Below are 24,282 nucleotides of genomic sequence, written 5' to 3'. Positions count from 1 at the left end.
CTCTTGAACTCGACGATGCGGGCCAGTAAACTGTCTTTACCGAAAGGCTAAAATAAGAACAGCCCACTCTGCTTGTCGTATATCGTCTCGGTCTTACCGGCATCCGGGTTCTCCTTGATGTATTGCTCTAAATCCTCTTCTTTAATGAAATACGTGCGCTTACCGCGATATTCTTCCTCGTAAAAGCTTTGTACCCACAACATGGGCAAGTATATTTGACCATAATTACACCTCATATACGGCAAACTTATCGTAATTCGATACATCATCGAAGTATCCTTCTCGGTAGCTTATCGAGCTTTGAAAAGCAGCAGAACATACAACCAGGCTGCATTGAATCATTATTGAACTATCTTGTACCCTTTTGTCAGGAATGATATAAGGTTCTTGTCATGCGCTGCTGTCCGTGCAGCTGTACTGTGCCACCCAAGGAGCGTCCATTGCTTATACGATGGAAGCAGGAGACAACCCGCGGTGGAGGTTGTACACCGGTCCCATGAGGCTGGAGCCGGGCAGAACAGCTCTCCGAACCAAGGCGATCCGTATCGGTTACAAGGAAAGCCCAGAAGCGATGGCTGTGTTCAACGTGGAGTAGAGGTGGAGAGGCAGGAAGCGAGCTGGCGTTGTTTATCCTGACGTGAACGTCAAATAGCCCCCACCTACCGGCGGAAGCTGATTTCGACTATTCTTGGATTAGTTCTTGTTCATCCGACAGTCTGCTGGGAGAGCCTCTGACCATGGCATCGCTAGCGATGATGGGGCCGCTTACCATCGATTTTACTTACGCTGTTTGTTGTAGCGAGCGAATTTCAGACGACGGAATATGTGCAGCTTAGCCTACCCTTCTACCTAGTCGGTCTGGCTCTCGGCAATTTGCAGCCAGACCGATTAGCGAAGTTAAGGGATAACTCCCATGCCCTAACCTTTGGAGTTGGTTTTTTGGTAATCACATGCAGTACGTCAACACTAAAAACGCATATTTCAATTCGTCAAATTAACGTTTTACGTAATTAAATGCTTGGCAGCCAGTTATGGTTATGATGATGCTAGCTCTGGTATATCAGCAGCTTTATAACGTTCAGACATAAGTTGAATAGCATTATTTAATTTCTTATTCTTCTCCACAACCTCTAAGAATTGACCCAGCAGACACGGCTGTTGAACTTAGACAAGTAGAGATGCCAAAGAAGGAAGCTAGCTAGCTAGCTTCCTTCTTATATGGTATGGTTTGTTGTTCTTTCTTATGGATTACATATACTGCTAGCATCTGACCAACATTTGCGTTAAGTTGCTCCCTACCAATCCCGCACTGAACCATCGATCCCGTTTAACTTCGGTAGCACCCTTGTCGGCTTCTGCGGATAGGATGCGGCGATTTCTTCATTAAATTCGATGCCGAGTCCGGGTCCGACCGGCGGGTAAGCGTAGCCGTCCACGATTTGCGGCCAAGGGGAGACGATATCCGACGGTTTGGCGGGATCGGCCCAAAAGCCCTCCATCAACGTAATATTCGGAATGGCCAGTGAAATATGGACGCTGGCCGAGGTGCCGAGCGGCCCCCAGTTGTTGTGCGGCACGACATTGATATTGTACACCTCAGCGAATGCGGCGATCTTCTTGATCTCCGTGATGCCGCCGCACCAGCAGACGTCAGGGCGCAAATAATCGACATGGCCGTCTACCACCAGCTCGCGGAAATCGTATTTGTTATGTCCGCGTTCGCCGGTGGCCAACGGTATGTTCGTATGCTGCCGGTACCGGTTCAACGCCTGCGGGTTCTCGTGGCGGATGGGGTCTTCAATATACAGCGGCTTGAATTTGGCGACACCTTCCGCCAGCATGACCGCAAAGTCGGGATCGTAGCGGCCGTGACATTCCAGAATGAGATCGACATCGTCGCCGACCGCAGCGCGGATCGCTTCCGTATATTCGATCTGTTGCCGGACCGCACGCTTATGGTCGTGCAGGTCGATATCGTCTGTGTCGTGAAAACCGCGGTAGCGGATCGCGGTGACACCCTTTGACGCCAACTTCTTGGCATTTGCGGCAATCTCCTCCGCAGAATGACCGGTCACATGCCCGTAGAGCCTCACTTTCTCACGGGCCAGCCCACCAAGCAGCTGATAGACCGGCACGTTAAGCGCTTTGCCCTTAATATCCCACAAGGCCATGTCGATCGCTGCAATTGCCGAGCCGGTCACCGGGCCGCCCCGCGCGAACAGACGGCGGAAGCAGGCCTGCCACAAATATTCGATCCGTTGCGGGTCCTCGCCGAGAATATACGGTTTCAGTTCCTCCACCATGCCGATCACAGCCAGCGGAGTAAAGCTGGACCCTTCGCCGTAGCCGGTAATGCCTTCATCCGTTTCGATTTTGACAAATACGCCATTGGCTCGAAAACAAGTCACATTAGTAATTTTCATACAATTGCGCCTCCTGAACAAAAATGAATGGCAAGGCCGCTTCGCCTAGCCCTTAATGGAACCGAGCATGACGCCCTTGGCGAAATATTTTTGCAAAAACGGGTACACGATGAGAATCGGCAGCATCGCGACGACGACGGCTGCCATCCGGATCGTTTCCTGCGGAATCATCTTATCCTCCGCCGAGCCGGCCACCGCAATGCCGGACGATTCCGAGTCGATGACGAGCGTTTTGACCAGCACCTGGAGCGTCCACTTCTTCGCGTCGGTCAAGTAAATCAGCGCATTGAAATACGTATTCCAATGGGATACGGCAAAAAACAACGTGAATGTGGCAATCGCGGGCATCGATAAGGGCAGCACGACACGCAGAAATACCGACAGGTCGTTGCAGCCGTCGATTCTGGCCGCATCCTCCAGCTCATCGGGCAGCGCGTCCATGAAGCTTTTGACCACGATCAGCGTCCAGGCGTTCGTCAGGCTGGTCAAGATCAGCGCCCAATAGGAGTTGAGCAGCCCCATTTCCTTCACCAGCAAATAGTTGGGGACAATCCCGGCGTTAAACAATAACGTAAAAATAACGCATCCAAGCATGAAATTTCGGCCGACCACATGCTTTTTGGTCAAAGCGTACGCCAGCGTGAACGTAAACACTAGATTGAGCGCCGTGCCGACAGCAGTGACGAAGACCGTGCTTTTCAGCGAATTTAAAAAGCTGTTGGTCGATAAAATGTACTTATAGGACGCCAGCGAGAAATCCTGCGGAAACAAATAAAATTTAAATGGAATGTAAGTATCCGGGTCTGTCAGCGATACGCTGAAGACGTAAATAAACGGGAAAATACTCAGAATGGATATGATGCCGAGAAGCGAATAGTTGACATAATCAAACAGGGTCAAACCTTTCTTATGCACGAAGCTCATGCTTATTCCCCTCTTTGCTTAGTAAATGCCTTCATAGCCCAATTTCTTGACGATATAATTGGCCGTTACGACAAAAACCAGGCCCACCACTCCCTTAAATAAACCGACGGTGACCCCGATGCTAAACTGTCCCCGCAAAATCCCCTGCGTATAGGCGTACGTATCGAACACCTCGCCCACTTCCCGGACCAGCGGATTCATCATCAACAGAATCTGTTCAAAGCCGACATCGGCCATATGCCCGAGCCGCAGAATCAGCAGCACGACAATCGTCGGACGAATCGCGGGCAGCGTAATATGCCATATCTGGCGGAACCGCGAAGAGCCGTCCACCACGGCAGCCTCATAACGCTGCGGGTCCACGCCGGCTATCGCGGCAAGAAAAATAATCGTGCCCCAGCCCGCTTCCTTCCAGATCGTCTGCCCCGTGATCAGCCCCCAGAAAAAGCTGGACTGCGTCAAGAACGGAATCGGTGCCAAACCGAATGTATTCAGCAGCTTGTTGACAATCCCGATATCGGTGGACAGGATGAAAAAGGTCATACTGGCAATGATGACCCACGATAAAAAATGCGGCATATACACCAGCGATTGATTGATCTTTTTAAACAGCTCATGCCGCACCTCATTCACCATCAAGGCAAGGACAATGGGTAGCGGAAAATAAAACACGAGCCCAAACAAGTTAATCAGCAACGTGTTGCGAAGCATGCGGTAAAAATTCGCATCGCCCATTAAATCGGCAAAATGCTTCAAGCCGACCCACTGGCTGCCCATAATCCCCTTAAACGGGCTGTAATCCTGAAATGCGAGCAGCAGGCCCCACATGGGCACGAATTTAAAGAGCAACAGGAATAGAAATCCTGGCATAGCCAGCAAATAAATATATTTTCCTTTCACGATTCGCTTCCACAGCCGGTTAGAGGCATTGCGGCTAACGCGACCGGACAAAGCCGAAGCAGAAGAAACTTCAGTCGGGTATTTCATGTAGAAGAGATCTCCTTTCCGGAAGCCGGGAGTGAATACAGTATGCAGGCGAATGCTTTAGCGGTATTTGGCACGGAACTGGCCGGGTGTCAATTGAATGTAGCGTTGAAAAATACGGCTCAGGTTGCGCTCCGTATAGCCGATATACGCCGCAATTTCATGAAGCGTAAGATCCGTTTCCAGAAGCATTCGTTTGGCTTCCTCGATTTTGCAGGTAACGACGTATTCCACAAACGTAAACCCCATGATTTTTTTAAATAACCGGCTGACGTAAGCCGGGGTCATGGACAGCATCTCGGAGCATTGCGTGAGCGAAATGTCGGACTGGACATTTTCCCGGATGTACTGGCACACGTGCATGATGTCGGACTTTCCTTTGACCAGCTGGCTCGGATCGTTCTCGGCGATGATGCGATCCAGTAGCGGGAAACAGACCTCCGTGAACCAGTCGCATATTTCCGTCGCGGTCTTTCTTTCTCTTAGCTGATCGAATAGGTTGTTTTCCAGTACGTGAAAGATGCTGCCTCCCCGGCTCTCCACCACATGAATGACGGAAGCCAGAAGAAGGTAATAGGATTGATATGTGATCAGGTGGGACTGGGACAGGCGTGCAGCCTGGGAAAAGGACCTCAAGGCCGACTTGGCCGCTCCCGCGTCATGGTTGACCAGCGCTGCGACAATCGCCTCCACCTCCTGGTGGGGGTAAAAGGACGGAATTTTCCGCTCCGCGTTTTCTAACTCCTCGATATATAGCACCGGACGGGTATCGTCGAGCAGCCGGTATTCGAGCGCCGCTCTCGCCTCCCGGTAAGATAACTCGACATCGGAAATATGAGCGCACACACTCCCCATGCCAATGGAAACCTTGAATTTCAGAAAGCGGTTCAAGGCATGACACACGGCTGCCGCATATTCCTTGGCCTCACCGGCGAGAGACGACATATCCCTGGAGCTGACGATGGCAACCCCGCTGCGTCTATTGGTATTCAGCGTGTAACCGCTTAAGGATGGATACTCCTCGAGCAGCTCTGTCATCACATTCGTCATGGCAAATCCGATGATGGCATTGTCCTCGGGAAGAAACCGTTTCTCCTTATGGATGTTTTCCTGCTCTACGGCCAGTACAACATAAGGACCGGTCACCGAAATGGCCAGCGCAGAGCATTCCTTCAACAGGTGGTCCTGATCCACATACCCTTTTTCCAACAGCTTGTGGAAAAAGCGCTCCCGCAAATCAGGCTCCATTTTCCGTAAATAGGTGGATAGTGACTTCGTCTCTCGGTTCAAATAGTTCAGGCATTCCTTGATATAGCTGATTTCATTGCGGGGATGCTGAACGGAACCGAGACTTAAATCTCTGCCATGATTCAGTAATTGCTGAATCGGACTGTATACCCGCATGGAGTTGAAGACCGTTAACAGTACGGCAACGAGGAGAAAGAGCAGAACGGTGCAGACCGTCATCCAGCGAATCCAGCCGAGCTGCTTGTACAGCTCCTCCTTGGGAATCAAGGAGATGTAGATCCGACCCGACGGCGTTTTCTGATAGGAATAGAGCTTCTCTCGCCCGTCTTCGTCCTGCGACAGAAACACATTCGCCGGCTTGTGCTCTTCCACAATCCGCTGCAGGTTCGCCGTGCCCATGCCTCCGGTATCGGGCTTATTAGGCCCTTGAGAATGGAACAAGGCCCGGCCGGTCGCATCCATCACCAGCAGTGATTTCCCGGGAAAATAGAAGTAGCTGTCATTCATTTGACTCTTCAGCAGATCGACACGGATGTGAAAGATCAGCCGATCCATGTTTTTGCTGTTGCTCATGAGCGGCAGCCTGCGTACCAGGCTCAGGTAGCCGCTGTGCTCAGCCTGCGGCAAATACTGCCACTGCGCCTCCGTGTTCAAGGCGAAGTCGATGTCCTTCATGAAAGGATAGTTGGCGAGCGGGATCTGTCCGTAATATACCGAGTTCAGCATGGTATCGCCGTGCCGGTATAATACGATCTCCCCGATGAAATCGTTGGCGTTTTTTTTCCGCTCTAGGGCGGCGAGCATCTGTTTGTTGCTCAGAAATTCATGGTCGTCCGCCGGCTCGCTCAGATATTGGACGATGGAGGGATCCAATGCCAGATGATAGGATTCCAATTCGATGCCGGCCAATAAGGACTCCATCCGGTCCTGGACAAATTTCAGCGAAACGCGGCTTTCTTCTTCGGCCTTCTGGTAGGCTTCCTTGACCGCAATCTGATAATATAGCGTCCCCGCCAATATGATAGGAATGCAAGCCGAAATTAACCCCAGCCAGATGAGACGGTAAAAAAAACGACCCCGCAGATCGGACCAACCCGAGATCATGCCCGACCATCGCTCTCGCAACCATATTGCCACTAGGAACCCTCCAGACTTGGTGAGGTTTGGCTTTTATAATCCTTCCTGACGCGCTAGCCCCCTAGAGGGAGCTAATCCTATATTCAGCTTTCTCCAGCCATTCAGGGCGTATCGTAACTCCCCATCCAGGCTCTTCTGGGATCGTCACATGCCCGTCCGTCACTTGAAACGGATTGTTCATATACAACCCGTCCAGCCATTTGGTTTCCTCAATGCTGTATTCCATGAAAGGGCCTCCGTTAGGGATGGCGCCCAGCAGATGCATCGTGAACAGTGTAACGAGCGAATGGTTCGCCGCATGCGGCGTACAAGGCAGGCCCGCCTCCTCGGCCATCTTGGCAACAGCCAATGCCCTGCTGATGCCGCCGATATAGCATATATCCGGCTGGACGATATCCACTGCCTGCATCCGGATCATCCGACGGAACTGGGCCAAGTCGCAATCCTGCTCGCCGCCGGATACCGGCATTGTCAGCGCAGCAGCCACCTCCGCCGTCCATTCCAATTCGGGATACGGGCACGGCTCTTCAAAGTGCCCTACATGGTACTGCTCCAGCATGCGGCCAACTTCGATGGCACGCTTCGGCGTATAGCCGCTGTTGGCGTCCACCAGCAGCACGGCGTCATCGCCAATCGCGCGCCGAACGGCCGGCACGATCGCTTCCGTACGCCCCGGCCAGCGATCGACATCGTTGCCGAAGTTGTCGGCAATCCGGATTTTGAACGCGCCGAAGCCTTGCGTATCCTGCAGCCGCTTGAGCCGCTCGCCTTCCTCCTCCGGCTTAATATTCCTACTCATGCTCGAGCCGTAGACCGCCAGCTTGCGCGGCTTGCCGCCTAGAAGCTCGCATACGCTCTTGCCCTCCCGCTTGCCGCGGAGATCCCACAGCGCCGTATCTATTCCTCCTACGGCGCGGCATATGTACGAGCCCGGGAACTTGTGCTCGCCGGTTACGATCCGCTCGGCCAAACCTGCAATATCGTCCGAATCGGCACCCAGCGCGTAAGGCGCAATCTGCCGGTGCAGCACTTGGGCCGACAGATCGGAATGGTAGGACGCGACCTGCCCGTATCCCTCCAGCCCATCCTCCGTACGCACCCGAACGATGCCGACGGATGGTGTCGCAAAGGTTTCAATGCTTGTTATTTTAGCCATATGATTCATCCTCCCCGTTTACTTGCCTTTATTTGCAGCAAATTCCTTCTCCGATTTAGCGAATTCCTGGAACGCCTTTTTCATTTCGGGTAAATTTCGCAGCTGCTCCTGATAAGCCCGGAACTCGTTCATGGAAATTTTACCGATGATGGCCTGCACCGTTTTCGTATCGTATTCGTCCTGGTATTTCGGCCATATATCGCTGAAACTATCCGACAGGAGATAGCTGAACGGATTCAGCTTGCCCTTCTCCGTCCAATCCTTCACCATCGCTTCCGTTTCTTTGTTAAATTCAGGCGGCGCATTGACATTCCTAATTTTGAAACCGCTGTCATAGGTCAGTACCCATGGGTCATAGCTGGAAATGACCATTTCCTTGCTTCCCAGATCGGTCATCTTCGGATATCCGTCCACCATATTGTAATGGACTCCTTCAATCCCGTATTCCCCGAACTTCAAGAAATCGGCTGTCGCGGTGGACTCATATAAATCGAGAATCCGTCTCACCTTCTCCTCCGGAACCTTGCTGGAAATAAACATGCCCGGAGCAAAGTTGGAGCGCAGATTGATCGCGTATCCCTTCGGCCCCTTCAATACGGCGGATCTGACGTAAGCGTTCGGGTCCAGCTTGCGGTTCGATTCGGTATATTGCCAATCCGCCCGGACCACATACCCGATTGAAGCCGCTTTGCCCGAGCTGATTAAATCGAGAGACTGCGGCTCCTTCATCGTCGAGAACTCCTTGGGCATCAGCCCATCCGCGTACAAGCCGCGGAACCATTCGATCATATCGGCATACTGTGGTGTTAGCACATCGCGGATCAGTCCTCCGTCTTTATCGTGTGTCAGGTCATAGACGCCGAAGGCGGGCATAAAGACGTCTTTGGCGCCATTCAGCACGCTATGCGTGGTTAGTCCGATCGGGTTTTGTCCGGTCGGATTGGCTTTGACGATCGCCTGCAGGGCCGATTTGTACTCATCTAGCGTCGTCGGCATAGGGATTCCGAGCTTATCGAGCCAATCCTTGCGCATCAAAAGGCTCGAATGCACCTGCGACCGCATCCGCGGCAGCGTGTAAATTTTCCCGTTGACCCAATTGTAGTCGAATACTCCGGTTTCCTTATTTTTTTTCAAATTCGGGTATTTGCTGAAGTCGCCCAGGAACGGGGTCAGATCCCAGAACATGCCGTTCTCAATCGCTTTGTAAAAGGTAGGGACATTGTAGCCCACGCCCATCACAATCTCCGGGATATCGCCCGTTGCCAGCATCAGCTCCAGCTTCTGCTGGTAATTCGCACTCGGAATCCATTGAATGTCCAATTCCACATTCAGTCTTTTCTTGAGCTCCATCCAGAAAGCGTTGTTCATATCCGGCAGCTCGTTATACAGCCCCCAAGCCATCGTAAGCTTGAGCGGCTCGTCTTTGCCGGATGACGGATTGCCGCTAGTCGCCGCCGGCGCACTTCCGCCATCGGAGCATGCTGCCAGCATAGAGACGGTCAAACCCAGAGACATCAGAGCGGTCATTCGCTTTTTCCACGTCACCTGCATCTTCTTCTCCCTTCAAATGATCAAGTTTGAATTTGGCGGCAAGCACAATTAAACCGCTTACATTTGATGATAAAAGGGATTCCCCTCGATAGAAACAGACATTTATTGACTTGCCGTTCGGCAGTTAAAAAATGTCCTTTGCTCGGACCTCGGCTCAGGTGTAATAAGGCCTCACATCGCCTTCCGTTAGCTAGCAAAGTGCAAAAAGTGTCCTTCTGAGGCTACACATCACAGCTCCAGAATGGCCTATGTACTCTTGTCATCATTTGAATTCTCCCCATTAGGTCAAATCATTCTGATGCAGTTGTATTAAGTCCGTCGTTTTCGGTATGCCTTCTTGAAACTCAAATGTCCAGTTTACTTGGGTCTATTTGGTTAAGATCAGATATTTAAACTAACCACTTGAATGGGATGGTACTGCAAACACTGTTATTTTGGGCAAAATCGAACAGATCAAGGTAATAAAATATAATTTAATGGATGGTGATGCCGTCGAAATCAGGAGGAAAACATGACGTCCTCCACGATGGAGACACACCGTATCTTCGGGTATAGGTGTTAATGGTGTACATAGATGCTGCTTACCTAGTTTATAACGCGAATCCAAAATACAGGCGTATTGGTTTATATGATTTTGCTGAATTCTTTGGGTGAGTTGAAACTGCGATTGAATTAAATCCTCTTTCAATGTAGCACCCCTTATGTATAACATCCATGATGGTATTCTAGATTTCATCAAAAACTCCTTGTTCTCTCCGTTAGCCTGATAATGCTGCCGGTTTATACTGGAAGCCGTCTCTGGGCTAGATTTAAGCACCATAATCTCACGAGTGTGTTCCGCCGTATTTTAACGAAGCCAAGCCCTCCAAACTTCTTGTCTAGAAGCGGGAGGGCTGTAACGTATCATTCGTCGTTAGTGATTTGGACCCGTCCCACGATGGGATTATACCCTGGTCAATAAGCGGTTCATCTTCTCTTCATCCGGCTGAATACCAAGCCCATGCCCTTCCGGCACACGGATAAAGCCGTTTTCTACTATGAATTCCTTAGGCGCAAGCTGTTCCCTTAACGGGTTCTTCTCGATGGAGTACTCATAATAGCTGTTGCATTCCGGCGTGCTCGCTGCCAGATGCAGCGCCGCCGCAAACCCAACGCCGCGGGTCGTATTATGAGGCACGTAATGAATGCCGAAGGCGCGGCAAAGGACCGCTGCCCGTTTGGCCTGCGAAATTCCGCCGCATTTGATCGGATCGGCGGCGTACAGATGGCAGGCTCCCTTGGCGATAAAATCGCGGAACGTAAACAGGTTCCAGTCCTGTTCACCCACATGGATTGGCACCGGCAGAGTTTGGGCTAGCTTGATATAAGCATCAATGTCATAATACGGGCACGGCTCCTCGTAATGATGCAGGTTATATTGGCTAATTTTCTCATACAACTGAACCGCTTGGATGTACGTATAGGAGCTGTTGCCGTCGACCATCAGCTTGCAATCGGGTCCGATCGCTTCACGTACGGTACGGACCTTGAGCGTATCCTTGTCCAGATTGACAGGCAGCCCGGAACCGTAACGCGGCCCTACTTTGATTTTGACTGCCTTGAATTGGAACTGGCTGATGCCCTCCAGTAGCTTGGCAGCCTCCTCTTCCGGCTCCAGATCCCGGCTCATGCTGGAGCCGTAGAGCGGAATCTGATCCCTATATAGCCCGCCCAGTAGATTGTACAAGGGCTGCTTCAGAAATTTCGCTTTGGCGTCCCAGAGTGCAATTTCCACTCCACTGAAGGCCATCGCCAGCAGCTGACCGGAAATTTTGTAATTTTTCCGCATCACCTGCTCCTCGATTTTCTCGATATCGAACACGCTTTGTCCGATCACCTGCGGCTTAATGACCGTCCGGATAATCGGTACGATCGCGTCCACCTGCATCGGACTGCATTCACCGAAGCCGTTGACCCCTTCGTCCGTCTCCACTTTGATATAAAATAGCCCCTGGGCAAAATAGCAGATGATATCCGTTACTCTCATTTCAGTTCCCCCTATGAATTTAAGTCGTAAACATATGACGAGGTTTCCTTGATCTGATGGGCCTCATAATCAAAATAAGTGCCGTCGAGCCGCAGACTCAACGCATTATTCACCCTTAATTCGATGGTATTGCCGTCGGGACGGAGCCATTCCGTACGGCCCGACCAGCGATACGGGGTCCAGGCGCGAACACCGAGCGAATGACCGTTCACTCGAACCTCCGCACAATCGTGGAAGTGCGGGCTTAAGCCGGACAGCGTCAGCTCAAAAGCTTCCGCCGCAGCAGGATCAGCAGTCAGAGCAACAGACTGCTGCCTGAAGAGGGCCGTGCCCGAATAAAACGGGCAGCCTTCGATGACAGCATGGTTCGGATTCCCCTGCACCGGTGCGTCGGTAATGACCGGCCGACCGCCAGCCTTGAAGCGGACGCCGAATGTACCGCGCAAATAAATCGGGTCAACTACGCCTTCGTAAGCATGCCGGATGACGACGCGAACCATCAGCGTATTCAAGCCTTGCACAAGTGGCACGAAGCCTCCGTCCCATAACGTGCCGTTAACGAACAGGCTGTGTTCTCCCAGTATCGCTTCTTGATCCATCGTCAGTTCGGCTGCCTCAGGAAGCTGTTCGACTTCGAATACTGCCTTATACCAGCATACGACCGGGTATTCGATGTTCAGCTTGAACGGCGTACCGAACCAGTGGGTTCGGTACGTAAGCGGATGTTTCCACTCCCTGGCATGGTCGGCTGTTTGGCTGATCCATGTTTTCGCGTCGACCTCATACCATTTCTGATCGGTGGTCACTACCTGATTCTGCGGCCATCCCTGTTCCAGCCCCACATCCTGCTCATCTACTGCAAGCTGAAACCTGCCGATCCTCAGCAGGTTCGGCTCTGTTAATTCCAGATCCCACGCAGTGTCGGTATGGACCTCGATCGAGAGAGGCGCCGTCTGTTCTCTAGCGGTGGATGACACGGGCAATACCACAGGCAGGGCATCCTTACTTGCAATCTCCACCAGATGGGATTGGTACGGTGCAAATGTCAGCTTGAAGACCGCTTTTCCTTCCTCCACCCTTTCCGCCTGAAGCGGAGCTTGGCCGCCGGTCTCTAGGTCCCGGTAAACCAGCTGGATGTCGGAGCCGAAATAGGCTGCATCCAAATAGACCTGCACCTGCTTCTCCGCCCTCCCGTGGTTGGCGATAAATACGACATCGCTTTGATCGTCGATCCGTCTGTGCTGCATTAGCAGTGTATCCGTCAGGCCATCCTCTGAATAGAGCTCGACTGTGCGAGCGAGCGTCCGGTCTAACAGTGCAAGCAGCGTCCCAATGGCCGGAGCTCCTTCGGCACCGTCAGCATATGGAACGAAATACGCCCCATGCTTGCCCTGCCGCCAAGCGGATGTTTCTCCAGCCTGATGCACGCCGGCACCGTCAGAGGCTCCGTTTCCACTGCCGCCGAGAAACCAGTCCGCCATATCCGTGACCGTATCAGCTTCCTGTTCGATTGTCTCGTACGGAAGCGAACCGACGGAAATAACGGTACCTCCCGCCTGCATAAACGAGCGAAGTTTCGCCCAAGCGGCCGCCTCCAGGTTCGATACCGGCGGGATAATCAGCACCCGGTATTGAGCGGCGCCAAGCTTCAGCATGCCTTCCTCCACCGAGGCTTCCATCAGCATTTCCGGGTCCAGCGTGTCGTAATCCCGCTGGTTCGTCAGCAGCGCGGTCTGAATCTCGATCCAGCTGGACTTCAGCTGCTCCAGCGTCTTCTTCTCCCGCTCGCCGACTCCGGCAAAGCCGAATTGATGGAACGGGTTGCCCATATGCGTCCAGAGAGAAGTCGTCGGGTCCAAGACGGCAATATCGATCTTGGCCGCGCCTTCGCTCATCAGCCAGCTCAATCGGCCGATATAGTCGCCCAACAGGGCGAAATGCTCCCAATACGGGTTCTGCTCGAACTGGGAAGGCGCCGCGTCATGCTTGCGAAGTCCGTCAATAGAGTAGAAGAACGCATGAAAGTTAAACATGTTGGTGCCGAGAACCGCCATCCAGTCGATCATCCAGCGAGCATCCTGCAGCGTCATCGACCAGCCGATGCTGTGAAAGCATTCGATCAGCGCGCGCTGCTTCCCCAGCTGTCTCGACAGCGAACTGCCCATTTTGGGGTTATGACGCAAGCTGTGCGCATAGCGCTTCATAATCTCCGGCAGGGTGCGCCCCAATTTCTCATGAGCGCTATCTCCTCCGGGAATATGGCTGTGCAGCTGCGTCGTCATGCGCACGCTTGGCACCTCAGCGACATATTCCATGCAGTACTTGTCGCACCAGTCCGCCACTTTTTTGTGAAAACGCTCTCTTAGCATCAAATGAATGCACTGAAATAAGTCGTAACGTACCCGGGCCGTCTCTTCGCCAGCATTCTCGTAAAGCATATGAAGCTTATCCAGCAGATTATAGCCGCAGCGTTCCTGGAAGAAGGGGACGATCTGCGGGGACCATGGAAGCTTGCCGGCCCGGAGGCCTACTTCATCGGTAAACATCCCTTTAATCGTTCCCCCGAAGTATTCCCCCATTTCCTCGGCGTACCGCTCATGGGTCATCTGCATAAACGTATCCACGGCCTCCGGATGCAGCGGATCGACAAAGGTGCCGAAATATTTAAAATCGTCCACTTCCTGCTCCGTTATGACGATAACTTCCCATTGCACGGCGCTTGCGGGCAGCTCGTACCTCAATCTTTTGACGGTGTGGTAAGTAAAATAGCGCTTCCGGCTGTAATTAGTCGATCCCGTTTGCTGAAACACAGTCTCATCCTGGAAGCTGCCGATCCAAGGCGTTACATCTACCGCCTGCTCCCAGTCCTTCACGCCGTCAGACGTGTACGGAACCGCCTTGGCCCACAGTACGCGGCCCCAAGGCAGATCCATGTCCGCATCCTCCCCGCCTTGAAAAGCCTGGACCGTTCTGGACAGCATCCGCTGCTTCGCCTCGGGATGCTCCAGCGTAACCTCGCCGCCTGCCATGCCGCTAGGATACGGATACTCGTCGTACAGCCATGCGTTCAAGCCGGCCTGCTGAGCGGTTTTCACGGCAAATTTCACCCGATCGAACCACAGCCGCGATAGATAGGGCAAATCCATCCCCTGTCTCGCGCAAATAAAAATCCCGCCGACGCCCTTGTCCTTCATTTCGCCGATCTGCCTTGCAATCTCCTCTTCTTCCATCTCACCGTTCCAGAACCAGAAGGGATGAACTCGGAATTCGGCTGGTGGGAACTGAAAACGATCGTTGCTGATCACCCTGCTTCACCTTCTATCCATTATTGTTGCTTTTCCCGGCGCTGCGGGTTTTGACCGCCGAACCCGAACTCCCGGTCTTGCCGCCGGTACGACAGCTCTTTCCGCACAATGAAAAAGACTTATTCCTTCGCGTTATCCCTGTACTTGCTCGGCGTCATGCCTACATTTTTCTTGAAAATCCGGCTAAAGTAGCTGTGCTGATACCCAACCCGCTCAGCAACCTCGTTTAGCTTCATATCCGTGCTGCGCAGCAGCTCCTTCGCTTTCGCCAGCCTGATTTCCGTTAAGTAATCGATAAAATTAATACCGACAAGCTGCTTAAACATTCTGCTTAAAACATACGAGCTCATATGCTCCGCCTCGGCGATCGATTCAAGAGAAAGCTCTTCCATGTATTTCTCGTGAATGACCGTGACAATCCGATCCACGGCTTGCTGTAAGTAAATGTCCTGCTTGCGCCTCGTTTCACGCAGGAAAGGGTGAATAACACGGGCCAGAAACCATTTTTCAATCTCCTCCGGCTCCTTGATCTGACACAATTGATCGTATAGATTCACGCCCTCATACAGGCTGTACAGGCTCGTGCCCATCTGCATAATGGCCCTGAGCACGGAAGCGAGCAGATGCAGCATGCCCTGTTGCACCCATAACTCCTTGCCGGCATTCATCCGCAGCTCATGTAGAAAGCGGGAGAGAGCTGCCGTCGTTTCCTCCTCTTGCCCCATTCGGATTCCGTGAAGCACTTCCTTCTCAAGGTGAAACGGATATTCGGAGCTTTTCTCGCTTTCCGAAACCCATTCGTCCAGATCGAGAATCTGGTTATGCTCCTGCAGGTCGCGGAACCGCAGCACTTGTCTCGTTTCCTCCATCATAGCCGGAATTTCCTTGATCTGAGCTACTGGCTGGCCCAGCCCTATCGCCACCCGCAGGTGTAGAAGCAGATTCAGCCGGTACGTCATATCCTGGAGCAGCGCATGAATACGTTCCCGGGTCCGCTCGGGCGGCTCTGAGGCAGGCGTGCCGATCAAAAGACCGATCGTAAGGTTCTGGAAATTAATCGAATCCGCCTGTTCGAATGCGCCGGAAGCGAGCTCCTGAACAATGTTCGCCGCGGCGAACGTCACCAGCACCTCGTCTCCTTCGGAGAATCGCCCCTCCAGGCTGGAAAAACCAAGCAGCTGCATAAAGATCATTGTGAACTGATGATCCCTGACCTCCCAGCCCAGATTGGCCATCTGCTCTTGCAAATCCGCTTCGGACAAATAGTACAGATATCCTTGCGACAGCTGCATCAGAAAGCCTTGGCGGACTTGGGGCAGCTGACTTTCCAGGCGGGTCTGCAGCGTCTGGCTTTCCCGCGTGACCCGGTTCCATACCGTTTCGATCATTTCAAATTCATCCCCCGCTTCCAGATGGGCGGAATCGTTCCTGCCGCCCAGCAGCTGAACAAGCCGTTCAACCGGCTGATACAGACGGCGGGAGGCAAACCAGGACAGCACGACGGCGAGAAGAATGCCGAAGCAGCTGAAGCCGATGATAACCCTGGAAATGAAGACGAGCGGGCCCGTCAGTGCGGTAAGCGGCGTAGCCGATACATAAATCCAGTCGGTGCCGAGCCGATTTAGGGTCACGGAGGACACCGAATATTTTTCCTTCCCCCAAGAGAACATGAAGTGCTCCTGATTTCCCCCGTCCTGCAGCACGTGCTTGCGCAGTGCCTCATCCAGCTCATGCCCCGCTCCCCCCTGTCCGAATGGCGCAATCCACTGGCCGCTGCCTTGGATCAGGAAGGAAGTTCCCTCATTATGCGGGGTCAAAATCGTGACGGCTTCTTTCAGCTTGGCCGCATTGACCGTGACCAGAAACACACCGAATGGGCGAGGACTCCCACCGGGTATTTTATGAATCAACGACAGGTTCGACGATTGGTCCGCCTGCTCTTGTTCCTCCTCGTCCCCTGTGAAATTGCTCCACATGGCCTGGTAAGGCTGCTTAATTAGAGCATCGAATTTCGGCTGTTGCGTCGGATTCAGCGGATAATACCCTTCCTCCGTAAAAAGCAGAGGGTACGGATCTTTCAAATATAAGGTAACCTTGTCGATCAGCGGGTTCAACTGCTTCATGACCAGCAAGGTTTTGAAAATATCATGCACCTGACTGTAACCGTAAACAAAATCAAGCTTTTTCAGCTTATCGTCGAACTGCGGATCGAAGGCCCAATGGGACAGCGACGATTCCAGTCCGAACAATTGGTCGTCGATGCTTTTCTGTGTCTGCTCGACCTGCTGCTGATGAAGTCTGTTCGTTTCGTTGGCAATCTGCTCGCTGCCGACAAAGTAGATGCCCGTACCGATAAAAAGCCCCGGCAGGCTGGCAATGATAATGACCATAATCAAGCTCCGCCGGAAAAAACGTCCTTTTTTCTGCATAGGGGTTTCGTTAGGTGCGTTCGTTACGCTGCGGTTATCTGAAAGCACAAGCACCCTCCTCCCAATTTCTCTTTATAACATTCGGGATCAGGTACAGTGTGTCCTTCCACCGAAACGAATCACCCTTTGACGGAGCCGACCATAACCCCTTTGGCAAAGTGCTTTTGCAAAAAGGGATAGACGCACAGAATCGGGATTGTTGCTATGACAACCGCAGCCATCTTCAGCATTTCGGCCGGCGGCGGCTGAAGCAGCGGGTCCGCTTCCGCCAAAGGATTTTCGGCGAGCATATTTTGCAGAAGCACCTGGATCGGCCACTTCTGATAGTCGTTCATGTACAGCAAAGCCGAGAAGTACGAATTCCAATACTCTACCGCGTAAAAAAGCCCAAAAGCGGCGATCGCCGGCATCGACAGAGGCAGCACGATACGGAACCAGGCCGTCACTTCGTTGCAGCCGTCAATTGCGGCCGCTTCGTCAAGGCTTTCCGGAATATTTTCAAAAAAACCTTTCATCAGTACCACATACCAACCGCTCGACAGCACCGGCAATATCAAAGACCAAATATTATCAATCAGCCCCAGACTGCGTACCAGCATATAATTCGGGATGATGCCCGGACTGAATAAAATCGTAAATAAAATAAGCATGAGCGCTACCCGTCTTCCGAGCAGCCGCTTTCTGGACAAAGCATAAGCCAAGGACGCAGTCACAACCAGACTGCATAAGGTGCCGACGACTGCCAAGAAGGCGCTGACGCCTACCGAGCGAATCATGGACGGATTGCTTAACAAATACCGGTAAGACTCCAAAGACCAATGCTCTGGAAAAAGTACGATCGTCTTCGATAAATACTCACTTGTTTCTGTAAATGAAATGACAAACACATAATAAATTGGAAAAACAGTCACCAAAGCGACAATACCCAGAACAAGTACATTAACTCCATGGAATATTCGGTTCCTGCGGCTGTGCTCCATAGCTTTCTCCCTCTCCTTCTCTCTTAATATATTCCTTCCTCGCCAAACCGCTTGGCAAGACGATTCGCACCTATGACCAGCATCAGACCAATAACCGACTTGAACAGTCCGACCGCCGTGCTGAAGCTGAACTGCCCCTGTTGTACACCAAGCCGGTATACATAAGTATCGAACACTTCCGCTACATTCGAAACCGCTCCGTTATACATCAGGAACACCTGCTCGAAGCCGACGTCCATCATATGACCCAACCGGAGGATCAGCAGAATAAAGATGACGTTGCGGATCGCAGGCAGGGTAATATGCCACATTTGGCGAAAACGGCCCGCTCCGTCCATCCGGGCTGCTTCATAAAGCTGGGGATCGGTTCCCGCAATCGCCGCCAGGAACAAGATCGTGCCCCAGCCAGATTCTTTCCAGATCGATTGCACGGTCAGGATGATCCAGAACAGCTTGGGATCGTTCAGAAACTGGATTTTCTCCATGCCAAACACCGCCAGCGATTCATTCACGAAGCCCCTGGAAACGGACAGCAGCATAAAGGTCAGGCCCGCTATAATAACCCATGACAGAAAATGGGGCAGGTAAACGATCGATTGGACGATCCGTTTGTAAATCTCGCTGCGCAGCTCGTTCATCAGCAGTGCCAGTACGATCGGCAGCGGGAAGAAGAACACAAGGCTGAGCAGGTTAATCATCATCGTGTTTCTAAACAGCAGCCCGAATTGGGGGTCCGAGAAAAAGCGTTGAAAATGATCGAAGCCTACCCATGGGCTGTGAAGGATACCGGCAATAGGAGAATAATTTTGGAAGGCGATGACAACGCCCCAGATCGGGATATATTTAAAGATCAAGAAAAACAAAAAGCCGGGGATCGCCAGGCAGTATAAATATTTGTCGCGCAGCAGCCTTTTTCGGATATGTGTTAAGCTGCTTTTTTTGTGCGCCTTGGTCATCTTTCCGGAATACGCGGCATAATTGGACATGCTGTTATACCTCCTTCTTCAGATGCTGTAAATGACGGGGAAGCCAGCCCCTTCGAATTTCTTCAAGGAGCCGGCCCCTCTTCTGATGTTATTTCCCTGTACGCTGTTTGTAAGATGTATTGATTTCCGCCGTAATTTTGGTCATTTGCGGATTCGATTTCAATTGATTCACGAAATCGTCCCACGCGGTGATCGGGCTGACGCCAAGAATGACCTTCGTTTTCACATCCTGCGCCTGTTTCGCAAGCTCGGGACCATAGGATTGGAACGTCTCCGAATAAAGACCGATACTTGGATCAGCCTTGCTTGTTTTGGCACGCTCATCCTGAAGCTTGGTGTACAGATCGATACTTTCTTTCGGGAAGTTACGGTGGAGCGTGTTCGCATAAGGGTCAGCAACATATACAATCTGGTTGTAGTTGTCGATACCCGAAGCGGTGTACTTATCTTTAATCAGCTCTTTATTGCCGCTTTTGACCGTATAGTGGGTACCTTCAATGCCCCAGGTTTGCAGGTCAAATACTTCCGGAGTCATCCATTTATCGATCATCTCCATAATTTTGTTAAGCTTCTCCTCCGGCACCTGCTTGGAAATAGCCAGCATACCAAGGAAGCCTGGGCCCTTCGGATTAAACTGATTGATGGACGTTACCGGATAGAACGCCTGGTGATCGTGAACGGAAGGATCTACCTTACCGAGCTTACTGATCATCTCCTGCATGTTCCCAGTTTTATCGGCGATCATGCCTGCTTTACCGGAGGCGTACAAATCATCCACCTGGCTCGGTTTCAGCGAAGCAAAGTCGGCAGGGATCAAGCCTTCCTTATAGGCTTTGTTTAAAAACTCCAACGCGCTTCTCGTCTCCGGCATCATATCGGTATAAACCAGGCTTCCGTTTTGATCCTTCCAGTTTCCCGTCGCACCGGTGAAGCTGTTGATGACAATACCGAGCGTACCCATATCCGCAGCATTTACGTTGCCGGCAAATCCGATGGTGTCGTTCTTGCCGTTGCCATCCGGATCTTTTTCCTTAAAGGCTTTCATTACGTTATACAATTCGTCGGTCGTCGTCGGCACCTGCATACCCAGCTTATCCAGCCAATCCTTTCGCAGTGTGAAGAAGCGGGCGCCCTCGGCTCCGCGAGGCCGCGGAACGCCATAGTTTTTGCCGTCCTGCATCTTTGTCGCTTTCCAAGCCTCGGCCGGGATCTGCTTACTGATATTCGGATATTTGCTGTACAGCGAAGTGATGTCCCAGAATGCCCCCTGCTGAGCCATAGAGCGGAACATTGTGGAGAACGGGTCGTCGATCATCACTACATCAGGAATGTCCCCGGAGGACATGCTGACGTTCAAACGCTCTTTATAGTTATTCGCCGAAACCCATTGAATATTTAGCTTTGTATTCGTTGCCTTCTCAATCGCTTTTTGAGTTTCGCCGTTAGGATCCGGCGGATTCGCGCTTGTAAATGCGCTTATAATGCTGATTTCCGTCGGCTTGCTGCCGCTGCTGCTGTCACTCCCGGATGCAGCCGGCGCCGGATTTTGTCCACAGCCGGACAATGCGGCCATGCTCATTAAAGCCATAGCGATCGTCGAGATCGTCAACCTTTTTTTCTTCCCCCAATTTCTTTGCATACAGATCCTCCCGTTTCATTTCGTATTGGCATTGTGCAGAAGCTTGAATGGATGGTGTGAAAATATCGCTTCGATGTCCTGAACTTTAACGGAGAGAGCCCTTTCCAACAAGCCCATATTTTTGTGATTTTCGCAATAAAGGTAATTTGCACATTTTTGCATTTGTCATTTTTCTGCAAAAGGATGTGGAAATATGCGCTATACAACGGATTTTCAGCTAGTTTAGTGTTACAACCGCTTGTAGCATGAACGCAAAGCAGGACGACAACGGAGAAGCGCTTGGCTGATGATAGTTCTTTATAGTCTACTACGCTGAAATGTGCGGAGTTATTGCGTAATGAGGTTACTCACGTAACTCTGTTTTATTGGAGACATAAAATTCTTTCTGCTCTAAAACAAATCCCAATCAGAAACTTCCAGGGAATCGTCGAAATGGATGAGACCTACTTCTTGTTCTCTGAAAAGGGCAAAAGGAATATCACTGAACGGAAGTCCCGTAAACGTGGTGGTAAAGCCAAATACCGTGGCATTAGTAACGACCAAGTATGTGTATTGGTTGCTCGTGACCGTCAGAAGATGACTTTTTCTGGCGTTTTTGGGCGTGGTCGTATCGTTTAAATGAAGCTATCGGCTGTAACCTAACCGAGTCGAATGTGCTTTGTACCGATTCTTGGAGGGCGTTCAGTTCCTATGCTAACACAAAGGGATTAACCCACTACCGATTCAAATCCGATGGTAAACAGCGTGTCAAAGGCGTTTATCACATTCAGAATGTAAACAGCTATCATAGTCGCTTGAAACGCTGGATTGACCGATTTAATGGCGTTGCGACCAAGTATCTACAACATTATTTGGCTTGGTTCCGTTACTTAGATAGCAAAGAGCACGAAAACACAACATCAAACAAGAAAAATATGTTGGTTACGTCTTGCCTATTTTCAGTTAATGTCTCAAACACTAATCTTCTCTAATGAGACCTTGTTACAGAAAACAGAAAGGTTATGGATGATTCCTGGTGGAATTGTTGAAGCAGGTGAATCACTAGAAGAAGCTGTAATAAGGGAGCTTAAGGAAGAAACTGGTATATCTGCTGTACCAACAAGAATAATTGGGGTTCGAAGCGGTGTACGCCAAGTAGGTAACTCTATTGAAACAGGAATATATGTCGTATTCGAAATGGATTATTTGTCGGTGAGACAAATGCTTTGGATATCCATGAAATTTCAGGCATTAAGTTTGAATCAGCTTCTGAAATATTGGAAAATCCCGAAGTTATTGACTTGACTAAAGAGTTTATTAAAGCGGCAATTAAATCTAGTGCAGGATTATACAAATCCGTCAAGGAAGTTAGCACTAACACGAAGTACTTATCTTATAATGTTTATGCCATTAGGAATGAAGCTAATAGCAAAGCTAGATTATCAGCCATTAAAAGACCGCTTTTTCATTCAGCGGTCTTTTAAGTATTCAAATATCAACACTAAAAGAAAACAAAGCCATTATTTTAGTCCTGCTCTTCCCTAAAGCAATAGTTTACTTTTACGCGGCAGGCTGTTTACTAGCCAAGATTCCCTCACCAGCTTCGTTTAAACCCACCTAGACCACTTCGAACGTGCTTCCTTTGCCCCGATCGCAGCTGTTTTTGTTGGCCGGTGTAGTGCTCACGACGACTCTTTCAGAATCGGGAACGCCGATGTCGAACGATTTGTGAATTTCATTGGAATCGATAATCACAAGGTCGCCTTGGTGAATCGTGTATTACCGGTCTTTAATGAAAAAACCGCGAGCCCCGGAGATTAAGTACAAAATTTCATAATGATGATGGATATGATTACCGATTCATGGTGAAATGTCCGGTTCGATTCGAGAATTCGATATGAAACGGGTCGGTCGGTTTTCCATACCATATTTTCTTATTGGGTGGCAGCATCGCATTCTCACCTTTTCTACTCGGATGAATCTATTTATAAAATTTATCATAGAAAAATATGGGAGGGCTGGATACACGCTCCATGTACTATTTCACAGGCAAGAACATAATATTTTTATAGCATTTTGTCCATGCAACGAGCCTAGTACGTGTCGTCGATGTCTCTCCTGAGAGTCATTTGCAAGTAATAAAAAGTCCCTCCGTTAGTCCGGAGGGATTCTATCGAGATAACAAAATTCACAAGAGATTAAACAAACAGCTGCTCTACCTCAAGCGGCGTTAGCGCTCTCGAACGATCGACATAAATAAAAGCATCATATCGCATATCAATAAGTGTAGGAACGTAATTCCCTCTTTCCCAACGTGGATGATATACGACGCCAATCGCCCGATGACCGATGGGCTTCTGGTTTGGCCAAGACCAAGACGAATGAGTGTCGAACATAAGAAGCAGATCATCCCCGCCCATGCGATGAAGCAGCTCCTCCCAGCTGCCGGGAATCGCAGGCGGTACTGTCATGACTTCCAGCGGAGCTCCCCATTCCTTACCGGCTATGACCGAGCCCTGGTACGTCCCTAAGCCAACAGCGTAGACGTGCCCGTCGTACTTTTCCCGCAGCAGCTGACCGATATTGACCATGCCTTCTTCCACCATATCCGTTGCGCGAGCATCGCCAACATGTGTGTTGTGAGCCCATACGATACATTTTGCCCCGTCTCCGTGAAACTCTATCAACTTCTCTAACACGTTGACCATATGCCGGTCCCTTAAGTTCCATGATTCATTATCATGCCTAATCATAGTACGGTAATAGGCTTCCGCACCTTGTACCGCCAATGCATTAAGCTCAGCGCTTAGGGTCAGCTCTTTTTCTTCCCGCTGGTTCGGTTCAATCTGCTTCCATCGATCCTGCAGCCGTTTAAGCAGCTCGATTACCTCGTCTTCACAGCCTTCCCCGTACAGCGACGCGGAAATTCCGTACGACTGCTCACTCTGACCGTATGGCTCGAAACACTTCAGTGCGTTCTTGACTGCCTGGAGATTATTCGGATCTTTCGAATGAAAATAGTTCACCAGCTCGTTCATGGATTCCCACAAACTGTATACATCGATTCCATAAAAACCGATTTTTTCTTCCTCCGGCCTATCCAGATTGAATTCGCGGAGCCATTCCGCCAGATGGAGCACTTCTTCATTCGCCCACATCCAGCTGGGCCAACGGTTGAAATCCTGTAGTGCCTCTCTAGCGTTCGAACCGGCATCCGGATATCCCTTCACGTATCGATTCAAGGTAAAGCAGGAAGGCCAATCGCCTTCTACAGCAATGAATCGGAAGCCTTTTTCGGTTATTAACCGTTTAGACAGCTCCGTACGAATCTTATAAAATTCCGAAGTGCCGTGGGATGCCTCTCCAAGAAGCACAAAGTCCGCTTCCCCCATACGATCGATTAGCCTACTATATGATTCTTTATCGGACAAGCTCAGGGCTAGCCTGCGGATAGCTTCACTGATTTCATTTGTCATATCGGTTCTCCCTTGCACTTCATTGATATTTTGTTTCGA

At 50.9% G+C, this 24,282-nt stretch carries 17 protein-coding genes and 1 pseudogene; 3 read left to right on the top strand and 15 right to left on the bottom strand.

The window, feature by feature from the left end:
• Positions 1-47: 47 nt before the first annotated feature.
• Entirely contained in the window at positions 48-269 is a 222-nt protein-coding gene (locus DVH26_RS10350) for a hypothetical protein (RefSeq protein WP_239633610.1), read from the bottom strand.
• Between the two features lie 137 nt (positions 270-406).
• Here DVH26_RS10350 and DVH26_RS10345 point away from each other — a divergent pair, with 137 nt between their 5' ends.
• A complete protein-coding gene (locus tag DVH26_RS10345) occupies positions 407-595 on the top strand; it encodes a chitobiase/beta-hexosaminidase C-terminal domain-containing protein (RefSeq protein WP_239633609.1) in 189 nt (62 codons plus the stop codon).
• Positions 596-1,295: 700 nt separating this feature from the next.
• On the opposite strand, the gene dgoD is transcribed toward DVH26_RS10345, so the two are convergent.
• The 12 genes from dgoD to DVH26_RS10285 all read right to left on the bottom strand — a co-directional run bounded on the left by dgoD (position 1,296) and on the right by DVH26_RS10285 (position 20,788).
• Positions 1,296-2,423 carry a galactonate dehydratase gene (gene dgoD, locus DVH26_RS10340; RefSeq protein WP_239633608.1) on the bottom strand — a complete coding sequence of 376 codons (1,128 nt, stop codon included), beginning with the start codon at positions 2,421-2,423 and terminating at the stop codon, positions 1,296-1,298.
• Between the two features lie 45 nt (positions 2,424-2,468).
• A complete protein-coding gene (locus DVH26_RS10335; RefSeq protein WP_239633607.1) occupies positions 2,469-3,347 on the bottom strand; it encodes a carbohydrate ABC transporter permease in 879 nt (292 codons plus the stop codon).
• A gap of 18 nt (positions 3,348-3,365) precedes the next feature.
• Positions 3,366-4,334, bottom strand: coding sequence for an ABC transporter permease (locus DVH26_RS10330; RefSeq protein ID WP_239633606.1), 969 nt, complete (start codon positions 4,332-4,334; stop codon positions 3,366-3,368).
• Between the two features lie 57 nt (positions 4,335-4,391).
• Entirely contained in the window at positions 4,392-6,716 is a 2,325-nt protein-coding gene (locus DVH26_RS10325) for a helix-turn-helix domain-containing protein (protein WP_239633605.1), read from the bottom strand.
• A gap of 61 nt (positions 6,717-6,777) precedes the next feature.
• On the bottom strand, positions 6,778-7,872 hold the full coding sequence (locus DVH26_RS10320; protein WP_239633604.1) for a mandelate racemase/muconate lactonizing enzyme family protein: 1,095 nt from the start codon (positions 7,870-7,872) through the stop codon (positions 6,778-6,780).
• 18 nt (positions 7,873-7,890) lie between these two features.
• On the bottom strand, positions 7,891-9,423 hold the full coding sequence (locus DVH26_RS10315; RefSeq protein WP_239633603.1) for an extracellular solute-binding protein: 1,533 nt from the start codon (positions 9,421-9,423) through the stop codon (positions 7,891-7,893).
• A gap of 943 nt (positions 9,424-10,366) precedes the next feature.
• Positions 10,367-11,449, bottom strand: a complete 1,083-nt coding sequence (locus DVH26_RS10310; protein WP_239633602.1) for a mandelate racemase/muconate lactonizing enzyme family protein — start codon at positions 11,447-11,449, stop codon at positions 10,367-10,369.
• 11 nt (positions 11,450-11,460) lie between these two features.
• Positions 11,461-14,754 (bottom strand): glycosyl hydrolase, encoded by a 3,294-nt coding sequence (locus DVH26_RS10305; protein WP_239633601.1) that lies wholly within the window; start codon positions 14,752-14,754, stop codon positions 11,461-11,463.
• A 119-nt stretch (positions 14,755-14,873) separates the two neighbouring features.
• The gene (locus DVH26_RS10300; protein ID WP_239633600.1) at positions 14,874-17,231 is read right to left on the bottom strand and encodes a helix-turn-helix domain-containing protein; all 2,358 of its coding nucleotides are present in this window, start codon (positions 17,229-17,231) and stop codon (positions 14,874-14,876) included.
• A gap of 71 nt (positions 17,232-17,302) precedes the next feature.
• Positions 17,303-18,163, bottom strand: coding sequence for a carbohydrate ABC transporter permease (locus DVH26_RS10295; RefSeq protein WP_239633599.1), 861 nt, complete (start codon positions 18,161-18,163; stop codon positions 17,303-17,305).
• A 23-nt stretch (positions 18,164-18,186) separates the two neighbouring features.
• Entirely contained in the window at positions 18,187-19,119 is a 933-nt protein-coding gene (locus DVH26_RS10290) for an ABC transporter permease (protein WP_379454368.1), read from the bottom strand.
• 118 nt (positions 19,120-19,237) lie between these two features.
• Complete coding sequence (locus DVH26_RS10285; protein ID WP_239633597.1) at positions 19,238-20,788, bottom strand: extracellular solute-binding protein; 1,551 nt, start codon at positions 20,786-20,788, stop codon at positions 19,238-19,240.
• A gap of 315 nt (positions 20,789-21,103) precedes the next feature.
• Here DVH26_RS10285 and DVH26_RS10280 point away from each other — a divergent pair.
• Together DVH26_RS10280 and DVH26_RS10275 are read left to right on the top strand one after the other, a co-directional pair.
• Positions 21,104-21,759 (top strand): annotated as a pseudogene (locus tag DVH26_RS10280) (IS1595 family transposase); the annotation flags it as partial.
• A 34-nt stretch (positions 21,760-21,793) separates the two neighbouring features.
• Complete coding sequence (locus DVH26_RS10275; RefSeq protein ID WP_239633596.1) at positions 21,794-22,072, top strand: NUDIX domain-containing protein; 279 nt, start codon at positions 21,794-21,796, stop codon at positions 22,070-22,072.
• Positions 22,073-22,384: 312 nt separating this feature from the next.
• Here the strand turns inward: DVH26_RS10275 and DVH26_RS10270 are convergent, their stop codons facing one another.
• On the bottom strand, positions 22,385-22,522 hold the full coding sequence (locus tag DVH26_RS10270) for a hypothetical protein (RefSeq protein WP_239633595.1): 138 nt from the start codon (positions 22,520-22,522) through the stop codon (positions 22,385-22,387).
• A gap of 443 nt (positions 22,523-22,965) precedes the next feature.
• The gene (locus DVH26_RS10265; protein ID WP_239633594.1) at positions 22,966-24,243 is read right to left on the bottom strand and encodes an erythromycin esterase family protein; all 1,278 of its coding nucleotides are present in this window, start codon (positions 24,241-24,243) and stop codon (positions 22,966-22,968) included.
• Between the last annotated feature and the right edge of the window lie 39 nt (positions 24,244-24,282).

It is taken from the genome of Paenibacillus sp. H1-7, assembly GCF_022354825.1.
In the GTDB taxonomy this organism is placed as follows: Bacteria; Bacillota; Bacilli; order Paenibacillales; family NBRC-103111; genus Paenibacillus_S.
This window is presented reverse-complemented; position numbering and strand designations above follow the sequence as displayed.